This is a genomic window from Streptomyces flavalbus, from assembly GCF_042674625.1.
In the GTDB taxonomy this organism is placed as follows: Bacteria; Actinomycetota; Actinomycetes; order Streptomycetales; family Streptomycetaceae; genus Streptomyces; species Streptomyces flavalbus.
On sequence record NZ_JBHTEB010000001.1, the window covers coordinates 5,541,299 to 5,566,724 of the forward strand.

The following is a 25,426-nucleotide window of genomic DNA, read 5'->3' on the forward strand; positions in this document are numbered from 1 at the left end:
GGGCACCGCCGGCTGTGAGAGGGACGGGAATGGAACCGACCGAGAGCGCCGCGCCGGACTCGACGCTGCGCCGGATGGCGGGCGCGTGGCGTGCGGGCCGCCGCCCGCTGTGGCGGACGGGCGCGGAGGGCCGTACGGCCGCGGCGCCGCCGCACGCCGGACCCGGGCACGTCCGGCCCGGTCACGGCGGACCCGGGCACGCCGGGCCCGGCCGCGTGGGCGCGGTGCACGGCGGCTTCGGCGGGCACGTCATCGGACACCACGGCGCCGGGCACCCCGGCGGCGCGCACGGCGCCGGTCCGGGCGGCGACGCCGACCGCCAGATGTCCTGGCCCGCGCTGCCCGCCGCCGTCGTGGCCGCCGCCGCCTTCGTGCTCGGCGCCGGGTTCCTGCGGGCCTTCACCGGCAACCACGCGCTCTTCCCGTCCGGCACGGTCGGCTGGTCCCTCGCCGTCCTCACCGGCATCATCGTCGGCCACCTCGTCGCCCTCGGCCGCGCCCGCTGGTGGGGCGGCACCGGCTCCGGCGCCGCGCTCACCCTCGCCGTCCTGCTGCTGTACGGCTGGGTCGCCGCCGGGATGGTCTCGCTGACCGTCGTCGTGCTGGTCGGCGTCGCCAGGCGGCACCGCTGGCGGCAGGGCGTGCTGCACGGCGCGGTGGACATCCTCGGCATCGGCGTCGGCGCGCTGATCCTCGCCGCCTTCGGCCGGGTGCCGTCCGTCGAGCGCCCCTGGCCGCCGGACACCTGGACCGTCTACACCGCCCCCGGCGTCGTCCTCGTCGCCGTCGCCTACCTCGCGGTCACCCGCGCCCTGCTGTGGTACCTCCAGGCGCCCCGCACCAGCCGCGGACTGCCCACCATCGCCCGCACCGCCCTGGTCAGACAGGGCCTGGTCGCCGTCGCGCTGCTCGGCATCGCGCCGCTGGTCTGCGTCGTCGCCGTCGCCAAGCCGATCCTGCTGCCGCTGTTCGCCATCCCGCTCATCGCCCTCGACTCCACCCTGTGGATGGCCCGCGCCCGCGCCGAGGAGCAACTGCGCGACCCGCTGACCGGCCTGCCCAACCGGCAGTGGCTGCTCGAACGGATCTGGACGGCCCTGGACGACGCCGAACGCATCGGTGCCCGCTCCGCCCTGATGCTGATCGACCTCGACCGCTTCCGGTCCGTCAACGACACCCTCGGCCACCTCGCCGGTGACCGGCTGCTGCTCCAGACCGCCGACCGGCTGCGGCTCGCGCTGCCGCGCGGGGCGGAGGCCGCGCGGCTCGGCGGTGACGAGTTCGCGGTGTTACTGCCGGTCGCCGACTCCACCACGTCCGCGACCCGCATCGCCCGCGCCCTCGTCGCGGAACTCAGCTCCCCCCTCGACCTCGACGGGCTCACCCTGGTCCTGGAGGCCAGCGCCGGAGTGGCCGTCTTCCCCGACCACGCCGACGACGCCGAGGGCATGTTGCGCCGCGCCGACGTGGCGATGTACCAGGCCAAGCGGGACCGCACGGGCGTGGAGGTCTACGAGTCCAAGCGCGACTCCAACACCCCCGACCGCCTCGGCCTGCTGGCCGACCTGCGGCGGGCGCTCGACGCGCACGAGGTGCAACTGCACTACCAGCCCAAGGTGCGCTTCGACGGCAAGGTGGCCGGTCTTGAGGCGCTGGTGCGGTGGGTGCACCCGGAGCGCGGGAAGGTGCCGCCGGACGAGTTCATAGCGATCGCCGAGTCCTCCGGGCTGATGCAGCACCTCACCGAGTACGTCCTGGAGACGGCGCTCGGGCAGGTCGCCAAGTGGCGTGCGCAGGGGCTGTTCGTGCCGGTCGCGGTGAACGTCTCCCCGCGCGACGTGCACACCCCCGGCTTCGCCGGCTCCGTCGCCGCGCGCCTGGCCCGGCACGGGGTCCCGGCGGGCGCGCTCCAGTTGGAGATCACGGAGCACGTCCTGCTGGAGGACCCGCAGCGGGCCGCCGACACCCTCGCCGGGCTCACCGGGCACGGCGTGAAGATGTCGCTGGACGACTTCGGCACCGGCTACTCCTCGCTGGTGCACCTGCGGCGGCTGCCGGTGAGCGAGCTGAAGATCGACCGGTCGTTCGTGGCGCGGCTGGCCGTGGACACCGAGGACGCGGAGATCGTGCGGTGCACGGTCGACCTCGCGCACTCGCTGGGGCTGCTGGTCGTCGCGGAGGGCGTGGAGGACGACGAGACGTGGGAGCGGCTGCGGGACCTGGGGTGTGACGCCGTACAGGGGTGGCTGGTGGCCGCCGCGATGCCGCCGGACGAGATGACGGCGTGGTTGCTGGCGCGGGGGTCGCGGGGGTGGCAGCGGCCCGCCGCCGCGTTGCCCGCGGCGGCGACCGACGAGTGACCTGGGCTGACCGACGTCGGCGGCTGCGGGTCCGTGGGCCGGACACGCCTCTCCCACGCCGTCGGCGTGAGCGGGCGCGTCGAATCCGTTTCACGGCCACCGCCCCCCGCCCCATAGGATTGGGCCCCGAACCACTCACACTCACCCCAGAGGACCGCTGAATGCCTGGCATCACGCGCGAGGAGGTCGCCCACCTCGCCCGGCTGGCGCGTCTGGAGCTGAAGCCCGAAGAGCTCGATCACTTCGCTGGCCAGCTGGACGACATCATCGGCGCGGTCGCCCGCGTCAGCGAGGTCGCCGACCAAGACGTACCGCCGACCTCGCACCCGCTCCCGCTGACGAACGTCATGCGCCCGGACGAGGTCCGCCCCTCGCTCACCCCCGAGCAGGCGCTCTCCGGCGCCCCGGCCCAGGAGCAGCAGCGTTTCAAGGTGCCGCAGATCCTGGGGGAGGAGTAACCCACGATGACGGACAACCCCATCATCAAGCTGACCGCGGCCGAGATCGCCGACAAGATCGCCTCCGGCGAGCTGACCGCGGTCCAGGTCACCGAGGCCCACCTCGCCCGGATCGAGGCCGTCGACGAGAAGGTGCACGCCTTCCTGCACGTCGACCGCGAGGGCGCCCTCGCCCAGGCCCGCGCCGTGGACGCCAAGCGGGAGCGCGGCGAGACGCTCGGGCCGCTGGCCGGTGTGCCGCTCGCCCTGAAGGACATCTTCACCACCGAGGGCATCCCGACGACCGTCGGCTCCAAGATCCTGGAGGGGTGGATTCCGCCGTATGACGCCACCCTCACCAAGCGGCTGAAGGCCGCCGACGTCGTCATCCTCGGCAAGACCAACATGGACGAGTTCGCCATGGGGTCCTCCACCGAGAACAGTGCCTACGGCCCGACCGGCAACCCGTGGGACCTCACCCGCATCCCCGGCGGCTCCGGCGGCGGCTCCAGCGCGGCCCTGGCCTCGTACCAGGCCCCGCTCGCCATCGGCACCGACACCGGTGGCTCCATCCGCCAGCCCGCCGCCGTCACCGGCACGGTCGGCGTGAAGCCGACGTACGGCGCGGTGTCGCGGTACGGCATGGTGGCGTTCTCGTCCTCCCTGGACCAGGGTGGGCCGTGCGCCCGTACGGTCCTGGACGCGGCGCTGCTGCACGAGGTGATCGCCGGTCACGACCCGATGGACTCCACCTCCATCGACGCCCCGGTCCCGCCGGTCGTCGAGGCCGCCCGCAACGGCAGCGTCGCCGGGATGCGCGTCGGCGTGGTCAAGCAGTTCCGCGGCGAGGGCTACCAGGCCGGTGTCATCCAGCGCTTCGACGAGTCCGTCGAACTGCTGAAGGGACTGGGCGCCGAGATCGTCGAGCTGGACTGCCCGTCCTTCGACCTCGCGCTGTCGGCGTACTACCTGATCGCGCCCTCCGAGTGCTCCTCCAACCTGGCCCGCTTCGACGGCCTGCGCTACGGCCTGCGCACCGGCGACGACGGCACGCGCTCCGCCGAGGAGGTCACCTCCCTGACCCGCGAGGCCGGGTTCGGGGCCGAGGTCAAGCGCCGCGTCATGCTCGGCACGTACGCGCTGTCCAGCGGCTACTACGACGCCTACTACGGCTCCGCGCAGAAGGTCCGCACGCTGATCACGCGGGACTTCGAGCGTGCCTTCGAGCAGGTCGACGTGATCGTGTCGCCGACGACGCCGACCACCGCCTTCCCGATCGGTGAGCGCGCCGACGACCCGATGGCGATGTACCTCGCGGACCTGTGCACCATCCCGACCAACCTGGCGGGCAACGCCGCGATGTCCCTGCCCTGCGGCCTCGCGCCGGAGGACAACCTGCCGGTGGGCCTCCAGATCATCGCCCCCGCGATGCAGGACGACCGGCTCTACAAGGTCGGCGCCGCGGTCGAGGCCGCCTTCGTGGAAAAGTGGGGGCACCCGCTCCTGGAGGAGGCTCCGTCGCTGTGAGTGCACTGAACAAGGCCAAGGACTTCAAGAAGTCCAAGTCCGGTCTGTACGTCTCGATGGCCACCTCGGCGTTCGGCGCCGTCGGTGTCTACAAGCAGATCAAGAAGGCCCGGGGCGAGAGCGACACGCTGCGGCTGCTGGACGCCGTCCTGACCGGCGCCGCCGTCGTGACCAACCTCGCCATTCTCTACCGCGAGCTGAAGCGGCTGGGCGACGACGACGTCCTGCTGGGCTGAGAGGGAAGTTTTCACCGTGACCACCACGACCGACCTGGTGTCGTACGAGGACGCGCTCGCGTCCTACGACCCCGTCATGGGCCTTGAGGTCCATGTCGAACTCGGCACCGCCACCAAGATGTTCTGCGGCTGCTCGACCTCCCTCGGCGCCGACCCGAACACCCAGACCTGTCCGGTCTGCCTCGGCCTGCCCGGCGCGCTCCCCGTCGTCAACGCGACCGGCGTCGAGTCCGCCATCAAGATCGGCCTCGCGCTCAACTGCGAGATCGCCGAATGGTGCCGCTTCGCCCGGAAGAACTACTTCTATCCGGACATGCCGAAGAACTTCCAGACCTCCCAGTACGACGAGCCGATCGCCTTCGACGGCTACCTCGACGTGCAGTTGGAGGACGGCGAGACCTTCCGTGTGGAGATCGAGCGCGCCCACATGGAGGAGGACACCGGCAAGTCGACGCACGTCGGCGGCGCGACGGGCCGCATCCACGGCGCGTCGCACTCGCTGCTCGACTACAACCGCGCGGGCATCCCGCTCATCGAGATCGTCACCAAGCCGATCACCGGTGCCGGGGAGCGCGCTCCGGAGGTCGCGCGGGCGTACGTGCGGGAGCTGCGCGAGCTGATCCGCGCGCTCGGCGTCTCCGAGGCCCGGATGGAGATGGGCCAGATGCGCTGCGACGTGAACCTGTCGCTGATGCCGAAGGGCGCCGAGAAGTTCGGCACCCGCTCCGAGACGAAGAACGTCAACTCGCTGCGGTCCGTGGAGCGCGCGGCCCGCTTCGAGATCCAGCGGCACGCCGCCGTGCTCTCCTCGGGCGGCACGATCGTGCAGGAGACCCGGCACTTCCACGAGGACACCGGGTCGACGACCTCGGGCCGCGTGAAGGAGGAGGCCGAGGACTACCGGTACTTCCCGGAGCCCGACCTGGTGCCGGTGGCCCCCTCGCGCGAGTGGGTCGAGGAACTCCGCGCGGGCCTGCCCGAGCTGCCGCTGGTGCGCCGTAACCGGCTCCGCGAGGAGTGGGGGATCTCCGGCACCGACATGCAGGCGATCCTGAACGCCGGTGCGCTGGACCCGATCGTCGCCACCATCGACGCCGGGGCCGACGCCGCGTCCGCCCGCAAGTGGTGGATGGGTGAACTGGCCCGCAGCGCCAACGAGTCCGGTACGACGCTGGAGGGGCTGGCGATCACGCCGGAGCAGGTGGCCCGGGTCAGCGAGCTGGTGGCCTCCGGCGACCTGAACGACAAGCTGGCCCGCCAGGTCATCGAGGGCGTCCTCGCCGGTGAGGGCACCCCGGACGAGGTCGTCGACAAGCGCGGTCTGAAGGTCGTCTCCGACGAGGGCGCCCTCGGTGCCGCCGTCGACGAGGCCATCGCCGGGAACCCGGGCGTCGCGGACAAGATCCGCGGCGGCAAGGTGGCCGCGGCCGGTGCGCTGGTCGGCGCCGTCATGAAGGCGACCCGCGGCCAGGCCGACGCGGCCCGCGTGAAGGAGCTGATCCTCCAGAAGCTGGGCGTCAGCGAGGGCTGAGACCCGTACGCCCGAGGGGGCCGCACCGGCGTCGGACACTGCCCTGCACCAACAGTGTCCGGCGTCGGGGCGGCCCCCTCTGCGTGTTCAGACCCGGCGTCCCACGACCCGCGCGAAGCCCAGGTTCGCGCCCTGGTCGACGCGCAGCATCTCCGCCGACTGCCGCGCCATGCCCGCCATGAACTCGCTCGGACTCTCCTCGGCGCACACCTCGCTCCACAGCAGCCAGTCGCGCCAGCCGTCGTCCAGCCAGTCGGCCGCCTCGACCTCCACCGCGCCGCTGCGCGTCCAGTGCCGCCGCCACCAGGCGGGGGAGTGGAAGCACCAGAACGCGGGCTCCCAGAAGGGCTCCAGCGGCTCCGGCGGCTCGGTGCCGTCGATCTCCTCCCGCACCGCCGGGACGACCACCCCGATCCGCCCGCCCGGCCTGAGCAGCCGGGTCAGCGTCGGCAGGTAGAGGTCGTCGGTGCCGAAGTACTGGTAGGCGTCGATGGAGACGATCGCGTCGAAGGTGCCCTCCCCGAAGGGCAGCTCGTGGGCCTCGGCGGAGACCGGCAGCACCCGGTCGGCGACCCCCGCCTCGGCGAGCCGCCCGGCGTTGTCGTCGGGCTTGATCCACAGGTCGGCGGCGGTGACCTGGACGCCGTACTCCCGGGCCAGGAAGACCGAGGTCATCGCGCGTCCGCAGCCCAGGTCGAGGACGCGGGCGCCGGGGCCCAGGGCGTCCAGGCCGAGCGCCGGGGCGAGCCACTCAAGGAGCCACAGGGCGTGCGGGCCCATCTGGTTCTCGATGGTCCAGCGGGCGTCGTAGGCGTTGCTGCGGGGGTAGCGGGGGTGGGTCAGCCGGTGGGTGAGGTCGTTCGCGAGGTCGTCGGACACGCGCGGACGCTAACAGGGGCCCGCGCCGCGCCGCACCCGCTTTTGCGGTGGGACCGATCGGCTCGATTGACCTACAGATTTCACCTGATTGTCCTGTGAACCGCCTCCCGCTGTTGTGAATCGGCCCACGAATGCCACAAACGATCATTTTCGACTGCAAGAGTGGCAGGGCATTGCTCAAGCGTTCTTTGCGGGCTTTCAGTACATGGACGACTGTTCGACTGTTCCCGGACAAAGATCCACAAGAGTCACCTTGGGAGCTGGCACGTGGCAGTCCTCGCACGCTGGTGCGTCACGCACCGACTGGTCGCCGTCCTGCTGTGGCTGCTCGCCTTCGGCGGGGCCACCGCCGCCGCCTCCGTCGCCGGATCGGCGTACTCCAACGACTACAAGGTGCCCGGCACCGAGTCCGGCCGCGCGGGCGACCTGCTCCAGCACGGCTTCCCCGGCCTCGGCGGCGACAGCGACCGCGTGGTCTGGCACACCGACTCCGGCACCGTCCGCGCCGCCGACGTCGAACAGACGATGACCCGCACGCTCGACGAGATCGCGGAACTGCCCGGCATCGCCGCCGTCACCAGCCCCTACGAGGGTCAGAACGCCGCCCAGATCAGCGCGGACGGCCACACCGCCTACGCCACGGTCACCTTCGCCGACCAGGCCGGGGACGTCGACGCGGGCCGGGCGCAGGCGCTGGTCGACACCGCCGAGGCGGCCAGCGGCGACGGACTCCAGGTGGCGCTGGGCGGCAGCGCCATAGGGCTCACCGAGACCTCCGGCGGGCACGTCGCGGAGGTGGTCGGCGTGGCCGTCGCCGCCGTCGTGCTGTTCCTCGCCTTCGGCTCGCTCGCCGCCTCCCTGCTGCCCATCGCCACCGCGCTGGTCAGCGTCGGCACGGCCTACGCCGGGATAGTGCTCCTCGGGCACTTCATGACCGTCGCGGACTTCGCGCCCATGCTCGGCATGTTGATCGGGCTCGGCGTCGGCATCGACTACGCCCTGTTCATCGTCACCCGGCACCGGCGCGGACTGAAGCGCGGGCTCGGCGTCACGGAGTCGGTCACCAACGCCGTCGCCACCACCGGACGCGCGGTGGTGTTCGCGGGTGCGACGGTGTGCATCGCCCTGCTGGGCATGTTGATACTGCGACTGAGCTTCCTCAACGGCGTCGCCATCGCCGCCTCGCTGACCGTGGTCCTCACCGTCGCGGCCTCCGTGACCCTGCTGCCCGCCCTGCTCTCCCTCATCGGGATGCGGGCGCTCAGCCGCCGCGAACGCCGCCACCTCGCCGAGCACGGACCCGAGCCGGAGCTGCCCACGGGGTTCGCCGCGCGCTGGTCCGCCTTCGTCGAGCGGCACCCCAAGAAGCTCGGCGCGCTCGCGCTGGCCGTCATGGCGCTGCTCGCCCTGCCCACCCTCTCGCTCCACCTCGGCACCTCCGACCAGGGCAACAACCCCGAGACCTCCACCACCCGGCAGGCGTACGACCTGCTCGCCGACGGCTTCGGACCCGGCGTGAACGGGCCACTCACCCTCGTCACCGAGGTGCACGGCGGCTCCGACCGGCTCGCCCTCGACAACCTCGACAGCACCCTGCGCACCACCGAGGGCGTGGCGTCGGTGACCCCCGTCGTCTACAACTCCGGCGCCGACACCGCGTACCTCACCGTCGTACCGGAGTCCTCGCCGCAGTCGCAGCGGACCAGCGACCTCGTCGAGCGGCTGCGTGACGATGTGCTGCCGCGCGCCGAGTCCGGCACCTCGCTCGACCTGCACGTGGGAGGCGTCACGGCGGGCTACGACGACTTCGCGGACGTGATCGTCGGCAAGCTGCCGCTGTTCGTCGGCGTCGTCATCGGGCTCGGCTGTCTGCTGCTCCTGCTCGCCTTCCGGTCGGTCGGCATCCCGCTCAAGGCCGCCGCGATGAACGTCGCCGCCGTCGCCGCCGCCTTCGGGGTCGTCGTCGCGATCTTCCAGTGGGGCTGGGGCAGCGACCTGCTCGGCCTCGGCCGCGCGGGCCCCATCGAACCGTTCCTGCCCGTGATCATGGTGTCGGTGCTGTTCGGGCTCTCCATGGACTACCAGGTCTTCCTGGTCAGCCGGATGTACGAGGAGTGGCTGGAGACCGGCGACAACCGGCGCGCGGTCCGCGTCGGACTCGCCGAGACCAGCCGGGTCATCAACTCCGCCGCCGTGATCATGATCTCGGTCTTCCTGGCCTTCGTGCTCAGCGGGGACCGCGTGATCGCCATGTTCGGCATCGCGCTCGCCGCCGCCGTCGCCCTGGACGCCTTCGTACTGCGCACCCTGCTGGTGCCCGCCCTGATGCACCTGCTCGGCGGCGCCAACTGGTGGCTGCCGGGCTGGCTGGACCGCCGGATGCCGCGCATCAGCATCGAGCCGCCCGAGTGCCGTGCCGCCCTCGCCGATCATGAGAGGCTCTCGGACGTCGTGGACGTACTCGAGAAGGAGCGGCAGGCGGATGTACGCGATACCTCTGGGCGATGACGGAGCCGAACTGCGCCCGCTGGAGCCCTGGCACGCCGAGGAGTTCCTGGCCCACCTGGACCGGGGGCGGGAGTTCATCAACCGGCACATCCCGTTCGGGGCGAAGGCCACCGACGTCGACTCCGCGCGGGAGGTCATCCAGGCGTACGCCGACAAGCGCGCCGCCGACCGCGGCTCCATCCACGGCATCTGGCTGGACGGCACGCTCGTCGGCGGTGTGCTGTTCGTCTCCTTCGACGCCGCGACCGGCTGCTGCGAGATCGGCTGCTGGCTGGAGCCCGCGGCGGCCGGGCGGGGGCTCATCACGCGCGCGTCGCGCGTCCTGATCGACTGGGCCTTCGACGAGCGCGGGATGCACCGCGTGGCGTGGCACGCCGCCGCCGAGAACACGCCCAGCATCAATGTCGCGCGGCGGCTCGGCATGACCCGCGAGGGCGTGCTGCGGCAGAGCTACCCCTGGCGCGACGGGCGCCAGGACTACGAGATCTGGGCCGTCCTCGCGCCCGAGTGGCGTGACGCACGCGCGCGTGCCGCGCACAGCGATCATTAAGACACCTCTCAGACAGCGTCCGTACGGTGCGGGGCATGGGTACGAAGACTGACGACGAGACCGGCACCGAGACCGTCGACGAAACCACCGTCGGCGAGACCACCGTCGGCGAGACCGCGGCGGACGAGACCACCGTGGCCGAGACGGCCGTGGACGATTCGGCCAGCGGGGATGATGCGACGGAAGCCGCCGACGAGGACGGCGCTCCCGACGCCGACGCCGACGCCGACGCCGTCTCCGGCGCCGGTGCCTCCGGTGTCGGGCAGGGCGCGGGCGCCGTCGTCTCCGCCGCGCTCGGCGTCGTCTCGCTCACCGGGAGCTGGGTCGGCACGGTGGCCTCCGCCCGCCAGTCCCTCATCGGGCAGTTGGAGACCTCGCAGTCGTCCGACGTCGCGGAGATGGTGCGGCGCGGCTACGGCGACGCCTGGCAGGCCAACGCCCTGTGGGCCGGACTGTTCGCGCTGGCCGCGCTGGTCGTCGGCGTCGTGGTCCTCGCCCGGCCCGCGTTCGGCGTCCCCGGCAGGCCGCAGGCGCCGTGGATCAAGTCGGTCGCCTGGGCGGGCGTCTCCCTCGGCGTCATCGGCCTGCTGCTGGCCGTACTGAAGTACACCGACGTCCTGCTCGGACTGCCCGCCACGAGCTGAGTGAGCCACCGCCTGAGGGGTCTTAGGTCCAGCACCTGAGACCCCTCACCCGCATCTAAGGCCCCACCCCCACCCAAGATGCGGAACTCTCCCAATGCGGCCCACCCGCCTTGGAGACGAAGGTTGAGGCATCGCGAAACCGCGAAACCGAAACCCCCTCCAGACCGGGAGAAGCCATGCTTGAGTACGACCTCCACCAGCTCCGCGCCGCCGAACTGCTCCGCCGCGCCGAGCAGGAGCGGCTGGCCCGCGAGGCCGTCCAGGGACGTCGCGCGACGGTACGCACCGCCGAGAGCGAGAGCCATACCGGCCGGACCAGACGCCTCCGCTTCCCGCGCACCGCATGACCGCGGTCGGCCGCGCACCGCACCCGGCGAAAACCGGTGCCGCGCTGTCAGACCCCCGTGCGATGCTCTCGGCTGTGGAGACCAGGTCAGTCAGCCCCGTGTTCGTCGGCCGCACCGCAGAGCTGAACACCTTGCAGGACGCGCTCGCCCGCGCCACCGCGGGCGAGCCGCAGGCATTGCTGGTGGGCGGCGAGGCGGGCGTCGGCAAGTCCCGCCTGATCGAGGAGTTCGCCGCCACCGCCTGCCGCGCGGGCGCCGTCGTCGTGGTCGGCGGCTGCGTCGAGATCGGCGCCGACGGACTGCCGTTCGCCCCGTTCTCCACCGCCCTGCGCGCCCTGCGCCGGGAACTCCCCGCCGAACTGGCCGCCGCCGCCGAGGGCCAGGAGGAGGAGCTGTCCCGGCTCCTGCCCGAACTGGGCGAGGCACCCACCGGGCGCCACGACGAGGAGGGCATGGCCCGCCTCTTCGAACTCACCGCGCGACTGCTGGAACGGGTCGCCGCCGACCGCACCGTGGTCGTCGCCCTGGAGGACCTGCACTGGGCCGACACCTCCACCCGCCACCTCCTCGCCTACCTCTTCCGCACCCTGCACACCGGCCGCCTCGTCGTCCTCGCCAGCTACCGCTCCGACGACATCCACCGCCGCCACCCGCTGCGCCCGCTCCTCGCCGAACTGGACCGGCTGCGCACCGTCCGCCGCATCGAACTCGACCGCTTCAACCGCGCCGAGGTCGCCCGCCAGATCGCCGGAATCCTCGCCGAGGAACCCGACCCCGCCCAGGTCGACGACATCTTCGACCGCTCCGACGGCAACGCCTTCTTCGTCGAGGAACTCGCCGTCGCCGCCCACGAGGGCTGCTGCACCGGCCTCACCGACTCCCTGCGCGACCTCCTCCTCGTCCGGGTCGAGGCGCTGCCCGAGAGCGCCCAGCGGGTCGCCCGGATCGTCGCCGAGGGCGGCTCCACCGTCGAGTACCGGCTGCTCGCCGCCGTCGCCCGGCTCTCCGAGGACGACCTCATCGAGGCGCTGCGCGCCGCCGTCGGCGCCAACCTGCTGCTCGCCACGCCCAGCGGCGACGGCTACCGCTTCCGGCACTCCCTGGTCCGCGAGGCCGTCAGCGACGACCTGCTCCCCGGCGAACGCTCCCGGCTCAACCGCCGCTACGCCGAGGCCCTGGAGGCCGACCCCACACTCGTCCCCGCCGACGAGCGCGTCACCCGGCTGGCCAGCTACTGGTACCACGCCCACGACCCCGCCAAGGCCCTCCCCGCCGTCCTCGACGCCTCCGCCGCCGCCCGCCGCCGCCACGCCTACGCCGAACAGCTCGGGCTCCTGGAACGCGCGATGGAGCTGTGGGACAGCGCCCCCGAGGAGGTCCGCGCCACCCTGCGCCCCGCCGACTACACCGAGGGCTACCCGCCCTGCGGCTGCGACCCGGCGACCACCCCGCTGCGCCACCTCGACCTGCTCGCCGAGGCCGCCGTCGCCGGACGGCTGTGCGGGGAGCGGGAACGCGCCCTGAAGATCACCAAGCGCGCGCTACGGCTCCTGGAGGACGACGGCGACCCACTGCGCGCCGCCTGGTTCTGGACCCAGCGCTCCCGCCTCGTCCAGGCCCTCGCCCGCGGCGACGGCTGGCGCGAACTGGGCATCGCCCAGGACCTGGTACGCGGCCTGCCGCCCTCCGAGGTGCACGCCGAGGTCCTCACCACCGCCGCCAACTGGTCGATGCTGCACTGCCCCGGCCCCGAGGCCCTCGCCGCCGCCGAACGCGCGGTGGAGTACGCCCGGATGATCGGCGCCCGCGAGATCGAGCTGAACGCCCGCGTCACCCTCGGCGGCCTCGTCGTCGACTCCGGTGACCACGAGGCCGGACTCGCCCAGACCCGGCAGGCCATGGAGCAGGCCCTCGCCGAGGGCGTCACCGGCGTCGCGGGCCGCGCCTACGTCAACCTCCCCTCCGAACTCGAATCCGTCGGCCGCTCCAAGGAAGCCGCCGCCCTGCTCCGCGAAGGCGTCGACTTCACCCGCAGGTACGGCCAGCTCGACGCCGAGGCGTGGGTGTGGGGCAACCTCTCCGACTCGCTGTACTCCCTGGGCGACTGGGAGGGCTCCGTCGAGGCCGCGACGAAGGCGCTGCGCCGGGGCCACAGCGCCAAGCCCCAGGGCATGGGCGCGCTGTGCCTGGCCCATGTCGCCCTCTCCCGTGGCGACATCGCCGAGGCCGGGCGCCAACTCCGCGCCGCCCGCGACTACTTCGGCTCCCATGACCCCATGCCCCAGCAGCGGCTGCCGCTCGCCCGCATCGTCGTGGGCATCGCCGCCGCGGAGGGCCGGGTCACCGACCTGCGCGCGGCGGCGACCGACGCCCTCGACGGCGGTGTGCCCCTGGGGACCCACCGCTACGGCTGGCCCCTGCTGCTGGCCGCCGCCACCGCCGAGGCCGACACCCGCACCCTGCCCGCCGCCCAGCCCGGCCGCGAGGAGTTCCTCGAACAGCTCTGGTCGACGGTCAGGACGCTCACCACCGACGCCCCCATCTGGCTCGCCCACGAGCAGTGGGTCCGGGCCGAACTCCAGCGCGCCCAGGGCTCCGCCACCGCCGACGTCTGGTCACCGGTGGTCGCCGCCTTCGAGCAACTGGAGCGGCCCTACGACCTCGCCCGCGTCCGCTACCGGCTGGCCGAGGCCCTGCTCACCCCTGGCCCCGGCCGCGCCTCCGGCACCGAGGACGACCGCGACCGCGCCACGGAGCTGCTGCGCCTCGCCCACGCCGTCGCCGCGCACCTCGGCGCCCGGCCCCTCGCCGAGGCCGCCACCCAGCTCGCCCAGCGTGCCCGCCTCGCCCTGCGGCCCGCCGCCGACCCCGGCCCGGCGCCCGCCGCGGACCCGGTCACCGCCCTCGGCCTCACCAGTCGCGAGCGCGATGTCCTGCGGCTGGTCTCGGCGGGCCGCACCAACCGCCAGATAGCCGAGGAACTGTTCATCTCCCCCAAGACCGCCAGCGTCCATGTCTCCAACATCCTCGCCAAGCTGGGCGTCTCCGGGCGGGGCGAGGCGGCGGCGGTGGCCCACCGGCTGGGGCTGTTCCCGGCCGGGGCGGACGACCGTCTGGCCGCACGGTGACGGGTGGGGTGTGCGGTGACGGGCGGGCGGAGGCTTGCGGTGACGGGTGTGGGCGTGCGGTGACGGGTGTGGGCGTGCGGTGACGGGAGCTGCTAGCTCACCTCCACCTCCAGGATGCGGTCGTCGCCGTTCTCCGGGGAGCCCCGGCCGTCCGTCTCGCTGGTGATCAGCCAGAGCTTGTCGCCGCCCGCGGCGGCCACCGTGCGCAGTCGGCCGTACTCGCCCTCCAGGAAGGACTGCGGGTCGGCCGAGGCCTCCGTGCCCTTGAGGGGGATGCGCCACAGGCGCTCGCCGCGCAGGCCCGCCATCCATATGGAACCCTCCGCGTAGGCGATACCGCTGGGGGAGGCGTCGTCGGTGGACCACTGGGCTATCGGGTCGTGGAAACCGGACTCGTCGGCCTTGCCCTCCACCTCCGGCCAGCCGTAGTTGTCACCCGGCTTGATCGCGTTCAGCTCGTCCCAGGTGTCCTGGCCGAACTCCGCCGCGAACAGGCGCTGTCGGTTGTCCCAGGCCAGCCCCTGCACGTTGCGGTGGCCGTAGGAGTACACCGGGGAGTCGAACGGGTTGCCCGGGGCCGGTTCGCCCTCCGGGGTCAGGCGGAGGATCTTGCCGCCCAGCGACTCCTTGTCCTGGGAGAGGCCCTTCTCGCCGCTCTCACCCGTGCTCGCGTACAGCATCTTGTCGGGGCCGAAGGCGATCCGGCCGCCGTTGTGGATGAAGCCCTTGGGGATGCCCCTGAACACCGTGTCCGGGGCGCCCAACTGCTCGCCGGAGGGCCGCTCGGCGTCGTAGAGCATCCGGACGACGCGGTTGTCGGAGGCCGAGGTGAAGTAGGCGTAGACCATGTGGTCCGAGGCGTAGTCGGGGGAGAGCGCCAGGCCCATCAGGCCGCCCTCACCGGCGGGGGAGACGCCGGGCACCTCGCCCAGCACGGTCTTCTTGCCGGTCTCGGTGTCGACCCGGGTGATCGTCGCCTCGTCGCGGGAGGAGACCAGCAGGTCGTCGTCCGGCAGGACGGCCAGGCCCCATGGGCTGTTCAGGCCCTCGGCGACCGTCCGCACGACCTTGGCCGAGCCCTTCGCGGGCGGGGTCTCCTCCGCGGACTCCTCGCCGGACGGCGAGGCCCCCGTCGCCGTACGGTCCGGTGACGCGCTGCCGCCGAAGGGCGGTCCCCGCCCTCGTCGTCGCCGGAACAACCGGCTGTGAGCAGGAGGGCGGCCGTGGCCAGCACGGTCGGCACAACTCGACGTAGCACGATCAGGGTCCCTTCGACGCGGGCGTCCAGCGGCGGGTTCTACTTGTCATACACCGCCCGCGCCTCCCAGGTTCCCGATCACCGGAACGCAAATCAGCGGGGCGGCGCGGCACGCTCCGGCGAGGGGCGGGGGACCGGCGTGGGCGGGCGTGGCGGGGCGTACGTTTCCGGCCACGACGCGCACCAGCGGCTGCCGCCCGCTCTACGGCCAGCGCCCCTCGCCACCGCCCGTTTTCGGCCACCGCCCGCCATGGCCCGCCACACTCACCGACCGCGCCCGCCCCACCGACCGCGCCCCACCCGCCACCGAACCCAGCCCGACCGACCGCCCGTCACTCCCACGACCCCTGCGCCCCCGGCAGCCCCCCGACCGCCTCCAGATCCTCCGGCGTCAGCCGCACTCCCGCCGCCCCCGCGTTCTCCGTCACCCAGCGCGCCCGCTTCGTGCCCGGTATCGGGACCACGTGGGCGCCCTGGGCCAGGACCCAGGCGAGGGCCACCTGGGCCGGGGTGACGTCCGGGCCGTGGCGGGCGGCCACGCGGCGCAGACCGGCGACGATGGGCTGGTTCGCGGCCATCATCTCGGCGGTGAAGCGAGGGTGGCGGGCACGCATGTCGTCCGGTTCGAAGCCCTCGCCCGGCGTCAGCGTGCCGGTCAGGAAGCCGTTGCCGAGCGGCATCGCGGCGAGGAAGCCGACGCCGCGCGCCGCGCACCACGGCAGCAGCGCGTCCAGCGCCTCCGGCGACCACACCGACAGCTCCGCCTGCACCGCGCTCACCGGGAACACCTGCTGCACCCGCTCCAGTTGCCGGATCGTGGGGTCGTACAGCCGCCCACCGGACCGCCGTCCACCGCGCGCGCCGACCGCGCACAGCCCCAGCGACCGCACCTTCCCGGCCCGTACCAGGTCGGCCATCGCGCCCCAGGTCTCCTCGACCGGCACCTCGGGGTCGGCGCGGTGCAACTGGTAGAGGTCGATGACGTCGGTCTGGAGCCGCCGCAGGGACGCGTCGCAGGCCCGTCTGACGTACCCGGGGCGGCCGTTGGCGACGATGTGCTGCTCGCCCACCAGAAGCCCGACCTTCGTCGACACGAACGCGTCCTCGCGCCGCTCCTTCAACACCCGCCCCACCAGCAGTTCGTTGGTGAACGGGCCGTACATGTCGGCGGTGTCCAGCAAGTTCACGCCGAGGTCGAGAGCGCGGTGCACCGCCCGGAGCGACTCGTCACCCCGCTGCCGGGACGTGCTGTACGCCCAGCTCATCGGCATACACCCGAGTCCGACGGCCCCCACCGAGAGCGCCGCCGCGCCGATCGTCCTGCGCTCCACCTGGCCGTAACCCTCCCTCTGCTGGCCCCCCAACCTAACCTCTGCGCCCACGCGCCCCTGACATAGCCTCCTGGCCATGACTGCTGACGTGTGGCTGCCCATCCCGCCGGAGGAGATCGAGGGGCTTCCGGAGGGGCCGAACTACCTGTTCTGGAACGGTGCCGAGGAGTTCCCCGCGGACCCCGCCGACTGCGTCTTCTACGCCGTGCCGTACATGAAGCCCGTCGGGGTCAGCGTGCGGCCGCTGCCGGACATGCGTTCCGTGGAGGTCGTGCAGACGCTCTCGGCGGGCGTCGACCACGTGCTGCCGGGGCTCAGGCACCTGCGCCCCGGGGTCCTGCTGTGCAACGCGCGCGGGGTGCACGAGGCCAGCACCGCCGAGCTGGCGCTGGCGCTGATCCTCGCCTCGCTGCGCGGCATCCCCGACTTCGTGCGGGCCCAGGACCGCGGCGAGTGGCGCGGCGGTTTCCGGCCCGCGCTCGCGGACAAGAACGTCCTCATCGTGGGATACGGCTCCATCGGCGCCGCCATCGAGGACCGGCTCGCGCCCTTTGAACTCGCGCGGGTGGCGCGCCTGGCGCGCTCCCAGCGCACCACGGCGCGCGGGCCGGTGCACCCGCTCACCGATCTGCCCTCACTGCTCCCCGAGGCGGACGTCGTCGTGCTCTCCACGCCCCTCACCGAGGCCACCCGCCACCTCGTCGACGCCGAGTTCCTGGCCCGGATGAAGGACGGCGCGCTGCTGGTCAACGTGGCCCGCGGCGCTGTCGTCGACACCAAGGCGCTGCTCGCCGAGCTGGAAAGCGGGCGCCTCACCGCGGCCCTGGACGTGACCGACCCGGAGCCGCTGCCCGCCGACCATCCGCTCTGGCGTGCGCCGGGCGTGCTGATCAGCCCGCATGTCGGCGGGCCCACGTCCGCGTTCCTGCCGCGCGCCCAGCGGCTCCTGGTCGCCCAGCTACGACGTTTTCTGAACCGGGAGCCGCTGGGCAACGTGATCCTTACGACGGGCGCAATGGACGAGTAGGCGCGGGACGCGGCGGTCGGACCATCCGCTACGGGCACAGTCCGCAACCCTCCGGGTGCGGTCCGTGCCCGCGTTCCCGCTGATGGTCACGGAGCGTAGAGAAGCTATGTCCCTGAGTGACGAGACTGGTGTATCGTCCCGACAGGGGATGCGCCGTGACCCGTTCGGCGCCGGGGATGGACATTTCAGACTGCGAGGGGGGCGACGGGCGATGCACGGCCTATGGACCAACGATCCGACGCGGCAGGACCGCCGACGACGACCCTGGCGCACGGCCGCGCGCAGACGCGGCCCGCACCCGGCCGCCGACGGCCTCCAGGGCCCGTACCGGTGCGGACCACACCAGCACACGGGCCACCACAGTCAGCACCACAGCCAGCAGCACCACAGTCAGCACCGCAGGCACAGCAGCCGCAGGAGGCACGCGCGCCCGGTCGCCCGGGACCAGCGCGACCGGACAGCGGTGCGGACCGGGAGGCCCCGGTGAACTCGCCGCCGACCGTCACCACCCTCGACACGACACCGCGCGCCCACCCGGCCACCGGGGCCGCGCCGCCGCGCCGTCCGTCCGCCCTCGGCGGACGGGGCGGCCGGACCGGCGGCGGCACCCGGGGCGGATCGGGCGTGGTCCCCCAACTGCTGCTGGCCCTGGTCTGCGCGGGATACGCCGTCGGCGCCGCGCTCGGCTGGGGATCGGAGCGACTCGCGCTGGTCATGGGCGACTTCGGGCTGAGCGCCGCCGCGGCCACCGCAGCCGTGTCCTGCCTGCTGTACGCCCGCAGCCGCCGGGTCCCCTTCCGTACCGCCTGGCTGCTGTTCGCGCTCTCCTCCGCGATGGCAGCCCTCGGCAACGCGGTCTGGGGCTGGTACGAGGTCGTGCTGGGCCGCGAGATGCCCAGCCCCAGCTACGCCGACCTGTTCTTCCTGTGCTTCGCGCCGCCCGCCATCGTGGGCCTGCTGGTGCTGGCCAAGCGGCCGGTGACGAAGGCGGGCTGGGGCTGCCTGGCACTGGACGCCTGGCTGATCGGCGGCTCGCTGCTGACGCTGTCGTGGAGTCTGGCACTGGCCCAGGCGGCCCGCGTCGAGGGCTCAAGCGTCTCGCACACCGCGCTGTCGCTGGCCTACCCGCTGCTCGACATCGCCCTGGTCAGCATGGTCCTCGCGCTGCACTTCCGGCGCACCGGGACCAACCGCACCGCCGTCAACACGGCGATCGGCGCGCTGGCCCTGACCGTGATGTGCGACGCGCTGTTCACCTCACCGTTGCTGCACAACAACTACAGCTCCGGTCAGCTCCTGGACGCGGGCTGGTTCGCCGGATCCCTGCTCCTGGCGTACGCCCCCTGGGCCGCGCCCCGGCACGGACACGGCGCGGACGAGCAGCACACGCGCGTGGTGCACGAGCACGTGCCCGGACAGCGCCCGGCGCACCCCCTCCAGCACACCCCCGGCGCCCGCAGGCCCGTACCCGCGCCGGGCGCCGCGCCCAGCGTCGTACCCGGCGCCGGACCGGGCGGCACACCACCCGACGCACCACCCGGCCCACCGGGCGAGCACAGCCGGTACCCCGCCACCCGGCCCATCACCGGCTCGCTGGCCGCCCTCACGCCGTACCTCGCCGCCGCCGTGTGCACCCTGGGGATCCTCTACAACGTTCTCAACGGCCACAGCGTCGACCGCGTGGTGCTGTTCACCGGCGGCACCGTCGTGCTGGCCCTCGTGGTCCGGCAGGGCATCATGCTGCTCGACAACATCACCCTCACCCAGGAACTGGCCCAGAAGGAGAACCACTTCCGCTCCCTGGTGCAGGGCTCCAGCGACGTCATCATGATCGCCGCGCCCAACGGCATCCTGCGGTACGTCTCCCCGGCCGCCGCCGGGGTCTACGGCCGCCCCGCGGAGGAGCTGGTGGGCACCGAACTGGCCGACCTCATCCACCCGGAGGACCTGGGCTGCGTGGTGCACGAGGTGCGCCGCTTCCTCGCCGCCAGCCCGCTGGAGGAACCCACCACCCGCATCGAGTGCCGCTTCCGCTCCGGCGCGGGAGGCTGGCTGAACGTGGAGTCCACCGTCAACCGCCACCAGGGCGGACTGATCTTCAACAGCCGGGACGTCACCGAGCGCGTGCGCCTCCAGGCGCAGCTCCAGCACAACGCCGAGCACGACCCGCTCACCGACCTGCCCAACCGCGCCCTGTTCACCCGGCGGGTGCAGCAGGCGCTGTCCGGGCGCCGCGCCACCGACCGCGGGGCCGCCCTGCGCGGCACGGCGGTGCTCTTCATCGACCTCGACGGCTTCAAGGCCGTCAACGACACCATCGGCCACCAGGCCGGGGACGAACTCCTGGTGCACGCCGCCCGGCGGCTCCAGGACGCGGTCCGGCAGGGCGACACCGCCGCCCGGCTCGGGGGCGACGAGTTCGCGGCCCTGATCGTCTCGGACGGCGCCCGCGACCGCGCGGCCCGCGAACGGCACATCCTGGAACTGGCCGACCGGCTGCGGATCACCCTGTCCCAGCCGTACGCCATCGACGGCAACGACGTCCGCGTGGCCGCCTCCATCGGCGTCGCCTTCGCCGAACCGGGCCTCGGCGCGGGCGAGTTGCTGCGCAACGCCGACCTGGCGATGTACCGCGCGAAGGCGGCCGGAAAGGGCCGGGTCGAGCTGTACGCGCCACAGATGCAGCAGGACGTCGTACGCAAGGCGGAGCTGGCCACCCGGCTGCGGGCCGCGCTGCACGACGGCGAGTTCACGCTGCTGCACCAGCCGGTGGTGTCCCTGGCGGACGGCCGGATCACGTCGGTCGCCGCCCAGGCGCGCTGGCGGTCCTCGCAGGGCGTGCTGTTCACGCCCGCCGAGTTCCTGCGGGTGGCCGAGGACAGCGACAAGACCGCCGAGCTGGGCCGCTGGCTGCTCCAGGAGGCCGTGGAGCAGGCCGCCGAGCGCACCGCGACCGGGCTCGCCGTACCCGTGGTGGTCCGGATGACCGCCCGCCGTCTGCTGGACCGCTCCCTGCCGCTGGGCTCCGTGGAGGCGCTGCTCACCCGGCACGGGCTGCCGTCCGGGGCGCTGGTCATCGAGCTGTCCGACATCGACCCCCGGGTCAGCATGGACGACCTGGAGCGCCGGGTGACGGGCCTCAGGCGGCTCGGCGTACGGATCGCGCTGGACGGCTTCGGCGGTGGCTGCGCGGTCCTCGCGGCGCTGCGCAGGCTCCCCGTCGACGTGTTGAAGATCGACCGTTCGCTGGTCGACGGCGTCGTCGAGTCCGCCCGGCTCGCCAAGATCACCGGCGGGCTGCTGCGGATCGCCGCCGACCTCGGACTGCCGTCCGTGGCCGACGGGGTGGATCTCCCGGAGCAGGTGGCCGCCCTGCGCGCGCTCGGCTGCACCCACGGGCAGGGCATGGCGTTCTCCGGTCCGCTGGACGAGTACCGGCTGCGCCGGGCGCTCACTTCCGGCCACTGCCCGCTGCCGCACCCACCGGCCGAGCCCGCCTACGCGGGCGGCGGCGCGGGGGTGTACGCCACCGGCGTGGGCGGCGCGGTCACCGGCCTCGCCACCAGCGTGACCAGCGGAATCGGCGGCGGCATGACCGGCGGCAGGGCCAGTCTGCTCAGCGCCGGACCGACCCTCAGCACCCCCCTGCGCTCACATGATGAGACTCCCGTCCCACCCACTTGACAGTCGGTGCGTGCCGGGGGGAGGGTCTGTGCCATGCGCACCCGAATTCTCGTACTTGGAAAGCGCGTCGGCTGAAGCTGGTGACGTCCGGACGGACCCGGAACTCCCAGCGACCCCACCCGGCGCGCTCCCCTCGCTTGCCTTATGGCACGAGGGGTTTTTTGTTGCACAGGCACCTGCCGTGCGGCAGCCGCAGACCGTACAAAAACCGCACAGACCCTCAGCATCGAGAAGAGAATGCCGATGACCGAGCAGGCCACCGGGGCCCATCACCCGCAGCCGCGGCCCCGATCCGGAGGACACCACTCCGCCCCCGAGCGCGTCACGGGTGCGCAGTCCCTCATCCGCTCGCTTGAGGAGGTCGGCGCCGACACGGTATTCGGCATTCCAGGGGGCACCATCCTCCCGGCGTACGACCCGCTGATGGACTCCACCCGGGTGCGCCACGTGCTGGTCCGCCACGAGCAGGGCGCCGGGCACGCCGCCACCGGCTACGCCCAGGCCACCGGCAAGGTCGGCGTCTGCATGGCGACCTCGGGACCCGGCGCCACCAACCTGGTGACCCCGATCGCGGACGCGCACATGGACTCCGTGCCGCTGGTCGCGATCACCGGGCAGGTCGTCTCCAAGTCGATCGGCACCGACGCCTTCCAGGAGGCGGACATCGTCGGCATCACCATGCCGATCACCAAGCACAGCTTCCTGGTCACCAAGGCGGAGGACATCCCCCGGGCGATCGCGCAGGCGTTCCACATCGCCTCCACCGGCCGCCCCGGGCCGGTCCTGGTCGACATCCCCAAGGACATCCTCCAGGCGCAGACCACGTTCTCCTGGCCGCCCGTCATGGACCTGCCCGGCTACCGGCCCGTCACCAAGCCGCACGCCAAGCAGATCCGCGAGGCCGCCAAGCTGATCACCGCCGCCCGCCGCCCGGTGCTGTACGTCGGCGGCGGCGTCCTCAAGGCGGGGGCCACCGCCGAGCTGAAGGTCCTCGCCGAACTCACCGGAGCGCCCGTCACCACCACCCTGATGGCGCTCGGCGCGTTCCCCGACAGCCACCCGCTGCACGTGGGAATGCCGGGTATGCACGGTTCGGTCACCGCCGTCACCGCGCTCCAGAAGGCCGACCTGATCGTCGCCCTCGGCGCCCGCTTCGACGACCGCGTCACCGGCAAGCTGGACAGCTTCGCCCCGTACGCCAAGATCGTGCACGCCGACATCGACCCCGCGGAGATCGGCAAGAACCGCGCCGCGGACGTGCCGATCGTCGGGGACGCCCGCGAGGTGATCGCCGACCTGATCCAGGCCGTGCAGAAGGAGCACAGTGAGGGGCAGCAGGGCGACTACAGCGCCTGGTGGACCGACCTGAACCGCTGGCGCGAGACGTACCCGCTCGGCTACGACCAGCCCGAGGACGGCTCGCTCTCCCCGCAGCAGGTCATCGAGCGGATCGGCCAGCTCGCCCCCGAGGGCACGGTCTTCGCGGCCGGCGTCGGCCAGCACCAGATGTGGGCGGCGCACTTCGTGCAGTACGAGAAGCCCGCCACCTGGCTGAACTCCGGCGGCGCCGGGACGATGGGCTACGCGGTCCCGGCCGCCATGGGCGCCAAGGCCGGGGTCCCGGACCGCACGGTCTGGGCGATCGACGGCGACGGCTGCTTCCAGATGACCAACCAGGAACTGACCACCTGCGCCCTGAACAACATCCCGATCAAGGTCGCCATCATCAACAACGGCGCCCTCGGGATGGTCCGCCAGTGGCAGACGCTGTTCTACAACCAGCGCTACTCCAACACCGTGCTGCACTCGGGACCGGACGCGGACGGCAAGCAGCCGAGCGCGGGCACCCGGGTCCCCGACTTCGTGAAGCTGGCCGAGGCCATGGGCTGCTACGCGATCCGCTGCGAGGACCCGGCCGACCTGGACAAGGTCATCGAGGAGGCGAACTCCGTCAACGACCGCCCCGTGGTCGTGGACTTCATCGTCCACGAGGACGCCATGGTGTGGCCGATGGTCGCCGCGGGCACCTCCAACGACACGATCATGGCCGCCCGTGACGTCCGCCCCGACTTCGGCGACAACGAAGACGACTGAGCGAGAGAGACGCAACGAGACATGTCCAAGCACACGCTCTCCGTCCTGGTGGAGAACACCCCCGGCATCCTCGCCCGGATCGCCGCCCTGTTCTCCCGCCGCGGCTTCAACATCGACTCGCTCGCCGTCGGCGTCACCGAGCACCCCGACATCTCCCGCATCACGATCGTGGTGAGCGTCGACGACCTGCCGCTGGAGCAGGTCACCAAGCAGCTCAACAAGCTGGTCAACGTGCTGAAGATCGTCGAGCTCGAACCCTCGGCGGCCGTGCAGCGCGAACTCGTTCTGGTGAAGGTGCGCGCGGACAACGAGACGCGCTCCCAGATCGTCGAGATCGTCCAGTTGTTCCGTGCCAAGACCGTCGACGTCTCCCCGGAGGCCGTCACCATCGAGGCCACCGGTTCCAGCGACAAGCTGGAGGCGATGCTGAAGATGCTGGAGCCGTTCGGCATCAAGGAACTGGTCCAGTCCGGAACGATCGCGATCGGCCGTGGCGCCCGTTCGATCACCGACCGATCGCTGCGCGCCCTCGACCGGTCGGCGTAACCGACGAGAACGGGCGGTCGCCGCGCACGCGACCGCCCGTATGCCGAGACCCCCGAACTTCCCCCCTCCCCACCGGCATACGGTGGGACGCAACACCTGCACCCAAGGAGAGAACCCAAAGTGGCCGAGCTGTTCTACGACGCCGACGCCGACCTGTCCATCATCCAGGGCCGCAAGGTCGCGGTCATCGGTTACGGCAGCCAGGGCCACGCCCACGCCCTGTCGCTGCGCGACTCCGGCGTCGACGTGCGCGTCGGTCTGCACGAGGGCTCCAAGTCGAAGGCGAAGGCCGAGGAGCAGGGCCTGCGCGTGGTGAGCCCGTCCGAGGCCGCCGCCGAGGCCGACGTCATCATGATCCTCGTCCCGGACCCCATCCAGGCCCAGGTCTACGAGGAGCACATCGCCCCCAACCTGAAGGACGGCGACGCGCTGTTCTTCGGCCACGGCCTCAACATCCGCTACGGCTTCATCAAGCCCCCGGCCGGTGTCGACGTCTGCATGGTCGCCCCCAAGGGCCCCGGCCACCTGGTCCGCCGCCAGTACGAGGAAGGCCGCGGCGTGCCCTGCATCGCCGCCGTCGAGCAGGACGCCACGGGCAACGCCTTCGCGCTGGCCCTGTCCTACGCCAAGGGCATCGGCGGCACCCGCGCGGGCGTCATCAAGACGACCTTCACCGAGGAGACCGAGACCGACCTGTTCGGTGAGCAGGCCGTGCTCTGCGGTGGCACCGCCGCGCTGGTGAAGGCGGGCTTCGAGACGCTGACCGAGGCCGGTTACCAGCCGGAGATCGCCTACTTCGAGTGCCTGCACGAGCTGAAGCTGATCGTGGACCTCATGTACGAGGGCGGCCTGGAGAAGATGCGCTGGTCGATCTCCGAGACCGCCGAGTGGGGCGACTACGTCACCGGCCCGCGGATCATCACCGACGCCACCAAGGCCGAGATGAAGAAGGTCCTCGCCGAGATCCAGGACGGCTCCTTCGCTCGAGCCTGGATGGAGGAGTACCACAGCGGTCTGAAGAAGTACAACGAGTACAAGAAGCAGGACTCCGAGCACCTGCTGGAGACCACCGGCAAGGAGCTGCGCAAGCTCATGAGCTGGGTGAACGAGGAGGCGTAAGCCTCACGTCGAGGGGCTGTCGCCGCGTGGGCGACAGCCCCTTCGTGGGATACCGGGCGGCGCGCCACCCAGGGCGTTGTCCAACCTGTCCGGCCACGGACGGGTGATCCTTCCGCTGAGGCGCATAACGCCCTACGCCGCGCCACTACACTGCCGTACTACATACGCGTCAGGCCCACAGCGTCGTGCGTCTTCCACGCGGCTAGCCAACCTCCTCCGC

Annotated in this window: 17 protein-coding genes and 1 pseudogene; 15 read left to right on the forward strand and 3 right to left on the reverse strand. The window is 72.4% G+C overall.

Features of this window, described 5'->3' with window-relative positions; translation table 11 throughout:
* The first annotated feature begins 29 nt into the window (after positions 1–29).
* The 5 genes from ACFQZ6_RS25025 to gatB all read left to right on the forward strand — a co-directional run bounded on the left by ACFQZ6_RS25025 (position 30) and on the right by gatB (position 6,091).
* Positions 30–2,360: a putative bifunctional diguanylate cyclase/phosphodiesterase gene (locus tag ACFQZ6_RS25025; protein WP_381612768.1), complete on the forward strand. Its 2,331-nt coding sequence runs from the start codon at positions 30–32 to the stop codon at positions 2,358–2,360.
* 161 nt (positions 2,361–2,521) lie between these two features.
* On the forward strand, positions 2,522–2,818 hold the full coding sequence (gatC, locus tag ACFQZ6_RS25030) for an Asp-tRNA(Asn)/Glu-tRNA(Gln) amidotransferase subunit GatC (protein ID WP_004925108.1): 297 nt from the start codon (positions 2,522–2,524) through the stop codon (positions 2,816–2,818).
* 6 nt (positions 2,819–2,824) lie between these two features.
* A complete protein-coding gene (gene gatA, locus ACFQZ6_RS25035; RefSeq protein WP_381612771.1) occupies positions 2,825–4,324 on the forward strand; it encodes an Asp-tRNA(Asn)/Glu-tRNA(Gln) amidotransferase subunit GatA in 1,500 nt (499 codons plus the stop codon).
* Entirely contained in the window at positions 4,321–4,560 is a 240-nt protein-coding gene (locus tag ACFQZ6_RS25040) for a hypothetical protein (protein ID WP_381612774.1), read from the forward strand. The genes gatA and ACFQZ6_RS25040 overlap by 4 nt, the downstream gene beginning before the upstream one ends.
* A gap of 16 nt (positions 4,561–4,576) precedes the next feature.
* Positions 4,577–6,091 carry an Asp-tRNA(Asn)/Glu-tRNA(Gln) amidotransferase subunit GatB gene (gene gatB / locus ACFQZ6_RS25045; RefSeq protein ID WP_381612777.1) on the forward strand — a complete coding sequence of 505 codons (1,515 nt, stop codon included), beginning with the start codon at positions 4,577–4,579 and terminating at the stop codon, positions 6,089–6,091.
* A gap of 87 nt (positions 6,092–6,178) precedes the next feature.
* Here the strand turns inward: gatB and ACFQZ6_RS25050 are convergent, their stop codons facing one another.
* Positions 6,179–6,970 (reverse strand): SAM-dependent methyltransferase, encoded by a 792-nt coding sequence (locus tag ACFQZ6_RS25050; protein WP_381612780.1) that lies wholly within the window; start codon positions 6,968–6,970, stop codon positions 6,179–6,181.
* 267 nt (positions 6,971–7,237) lie between these two features.
* On the opposite strand from ACFQZ6_RS25050, the gene ACFQZ6_RS25055 reads away from it, so the two are divergent.
* From ACFQZ6_RS25055 to ACFQZ6_RS25075, 5 genes are all read left to right on the forward strand, one after another.
* Complete coding sequence (locus tag ACFQZ6_RS25055) at positions 7,238–9,478, forward strand: MMPL family transporter (RefSeq protein WP_381612783.1); 2,241 nt, start codon at positions 7,238–7,240, stop codon at positions 9,476–9,478.
* Positions 9,453–10,028 (forward strand): GNAT family N-acetyltransferase, encoded by a 576-nt coding sequence (locus ACFQZ6_RS25060; protein ID WP_381612785.1) that lies wholly within the window; start codon positions 9,453–9,455, stop codon positions 10,026–10,028. Before ACFQZ6_RS25055 ends, ACFQZ6_RS25060 begins: the two co-directional genes overlap by 26 nt.
* 35 nt (positions 10,029–10,063) lie before the next feature.
* Positions 10,064–10,672: a hypothetical protein gene (locus ACFQZ6_RS25065; protein WP_381612788.1), complete on the forward strand. Its 609-nt coding sequence runs from the start codon at positions 10,064–10,066 to the stop codon at positions 10,670–10,672.
* Positions 10,673–10,848: 176 nt separating this feature from the next.
* Positions 10,849–11,019, forward strand: a complete 171-nt coding sequence (locus ACFQZ6_RS25070; protein WP_381612791.1) for a hypothetical protein — start codon at positions 10,849–10,851, stop codon at positions 11,017–11,019.
* Between the two features lie 62 nt (positions 11,020–11,081).
* Positions 11,082–14,147 carry a helix-turn-helix transcriptional regulator gene (locus ACFQZ6_RS25075; RefSeq protein ID WP_381612794.1) on the forward strand — a complete coding sequence of 1,022 codons (3,066 nt, stop codon included), beginning with the start codon at positions 11,082–11,084 and terminating at the stop codon, positions 14,145–14,147.
* Positions 14,148–14,239: 92 nt separating this feature from the next.
* Here the strand turns inward: ACFQZ6_RS25075 and ACFQZ6_RS25080 are convergent.
* Both ACFQZ6_RS25080 and ACFQZ6_RS25085 read right to left on the reverse strand, forming a co-directional pair.
* Positions 14,240–15,411, reverse strand: a pseudogene (locus ACFQZ6_RS25080) (PQQ-dependent sugar dehydrogenase).
* Positions 15,412–15,737: 326 nt separating this feature from the next.
* A complete protein-coding gene (locus ACFQZ6_RS25085) occupies positions 15,738–16,736 on the reverse strand; it encodes an aldo/keto reductase (RefSeq protein ID WP_381612797.1) in 999 nt (332 codons plus the stop codon).
* 76 nt (positions 16,737–16,812) lie between these two features.
* Between ACFQZ6_RS25085 and ACFQZ6_RS25090 the strand changes: the two genes are divergently transcribed.
* From ACFQZ6_RS25090 to ilvC, 5 genes are all read left to right on the forward strand, one after another.
* Positions 16,813–17,763, forward strand: a complete 951-nt coding sequence (locus ACFQZ6_RS25090) for a 2-hydroxyacid dehydrogenase (protein ID WP_381612800.1) — start codon at positions 16,813–16,815, stop codon at positions 17,761–17,763.
* Positions 17,764–18,246: 483 nt separating this feature from the next.
* Positions 18,247–21,447, forward strand: coding sequence for a putative bifunctional diguanylate cyclase/phosphodiesterase (locus ACFQZ6_RS25095; RefSeq protein ID WP_381612803.1), 3,201 nt, complete (start codon positions 18,247–18,249; stop codon positions 21,445–21,447).
* Positions 21,448–21,690: 243 nt separating this feature from the next.
* Positions 21,691–23,541, forward strand: a complete 1,851-nt coding sequence (locus ACFQZ6_RS25100; protein ID WP_381612805.1) for an acetolactate synthase large subunit — start codon at positions 21,691–21,693, stop codon at positions 23,539–23,541.
* Between the two features lie 21 nt (positions 23,542–23,562).
* Positions 23,563–24,087, forward strand: coding sequence for an acetolactate synthase small subunit (ilvN, locus tag ACFQZ6_RS25105; protein WP_360211873.1), 525 nt, complete (start codon positions 23,563–23,565; stop codon positions 24,085–24,087).
* Positions 24,088–24,207: 120 nt separating this feature from the next.
* Positions 24,208–25,206, forward strand: a complete 999-nt coding sequence (gene ilvC, locus ACFQZ6_RS25110; RefSeq protein WP_381612808.1) for a ketol-acid reductoisomerase — start codon at positions 24,208–24,210, stop codon at positions 25,204–25,206.
* Positions 25,207–25,426 lie beyond the last annotated feature (220 nt).